Below are 1,880 nucleotides of genomic sequence, written 5' to 3' on the forward strand. Positions count from 1 at the left end.
CGTTTTTCAAGAGAGGCCATAAAAAGCGTGGAACTGCAATGAATGTTTCTAAAATAATCGAAGATTGATATTCAGTATGTATTTATATACGGCTGCTGGGTGATTTATGGATAAAATACATTTTCATAATATCCTGTTATTGCCATTTTTGACATTGTGGTATTTCTTTTGCAGGGCAGAACTACTAACTGGTGGATTAAAATAAGAGTTAAATTATTCCCGATGCAATATGTGTTATGACAATTTAAATATCTGAATATCGGTATAAAATTGTATGCCCAAATAGCTTCGAGGGACAGACGGGGAACAAAAATCTGCCAATTTTGGCGGTTTTTTATTATAGCAACTTGTGCAAATGGATGAATTTTATCATCTTTGTGTTGTAAAAATGCCAATCTTGGCAAAAATTTAATGCGAAATATGGAAATAAAAAGAGATAGGTATCTCCAACTGTTGATAGAAAGCCGTCAAAACGGCTTCATCAAGGTGATAACAGGAATTCGCAGATGCGGCAAGTCATACCTCTTGAATGTTTTGTTTTATCATTATCTGTTGGAAAATGGTGTAGCAAATGACCACATCATCCGTGTTGATCTTGAAGACCGCATGAACAAGGATTTGAGGAATCCAGATACGATGCTCCATTATGTTCATGATAGAATCAAAGACAGGGAACTCTACTATATCATTATAGATGAGGTACAACTGATGGATGAATTCGTTGATGTTTTGAACAGTTTCCGCCATATCGAAAATGCCGATACATACGTAACAGGAAGTAACTCTCACTTTCTATCATCCGACATCCCGACAGAGTTTCGTGGTCGAGGAGAGACGATTCATGTGAATCCTCTTTCTTTTTCAGAATTTTATTCTGCTGTAGGTGGGGATAAGCAAGACGCATGGCGAGAATATTATACCTATGGTGGTTTACCTCTTATTCAATCTTTTGACACTGAACAAAAGAAGATAAACTATTTGAAGAATTTGTTTGAGACTGTTTATTTGGCAGATATTATTGAGAGGCATAAAATCAAGAATGAGAATGAGATGCGTGAGTTGGTGCTTATTATGGCATCATCTATAGGGACACCATGTAATCCTACAAAGTTGTCGAATACTTTTAAGAGCGTAAAAAATGTAAAGATTGGTAGTCAGACCATTTCTAATTATCTCACCTACTTATCAGAATCGTTCCTCTTGAATAAGGCGATACGCTATGATATAAAAGGAAAGAAGTATATCAACACGCTTTCTAAGTATTATTTCGCAGACATTGGTTTGAGAAATGCCATTCTCGATATGCGTCAACAGGAGGAAACGCATATCATGGAGAATATCATCTACAACGAATTGATTGTGCGTGGTTACAGTGTTGATGTCGGAATGGTGGAGATAAAGAAACCTGATAAGGACGGGAAGTGGATTCGTATCCAACTAGAAGTGGATTTTATAGCTACTCTTGGTAGTAAGAAGTATTATGTGCAATCAGCTCTATCTATCCCAGATAGAGAAAAGGAAATACAGGAATCTCGTTCGTTGACAAACATCAATGATTCTTTTAAGAAGATTATTGTTGTCAAAGACCATATTATGCCTCGCCGAAATGAGAACGGAATACTCACTATTGGACTATTTGATTTCCTGCTCAATGAGGATAGTTTGAATATATGAAAAACAATCTAGAACAAGCGATCTTAATGCCGATTTGTTTCTTTAGGTTCCATTTGAAGGTTTGATAAAAGACAAAAGTGTTTCTCTGAATAACGCAAGCTTTTACTGATTTGATTTTTATGCTTCGCAACAGAAAAAGGGAATGTGACCATTTTGACACATCCCCTTCTTGTCTTGTTCTGCTTTCCGGCCTTCACAGGGGAGAA

The 1,880-nt window shown here is 36.4% G+C and carries 1 protein-coding gene; it reads left to right on the forward strand.

The genetic code is table 11. The annotated features are described in order from the left end of the window. The first annotated feature begins 420 nt into the window (after positions 1-420). Positions 421-1,674 carry an ATP-binding protein gene (locus DW103_RS17825; RefSeq protein WP_122278623.1) on the forward strand — a complete coding sequence of 418 codons (1,254 nt, stop codon included), beginning with the start codon at positions 421-423 and terminating at the stop codon, positions 1,672-1,674. Positions 1,675-1,880 lie beyond the last annotated feature (206 nt).

The sequence above is a fragment of the Parabacteroides sp. AM08-6 genome (genome assembly GCF_003473295.1).
Taxonomy (GTDB): Bacteria; Bacteroidota; Bacteroidia; order Bacteroidales; family Tannerellaceae; genus Parabacteroides.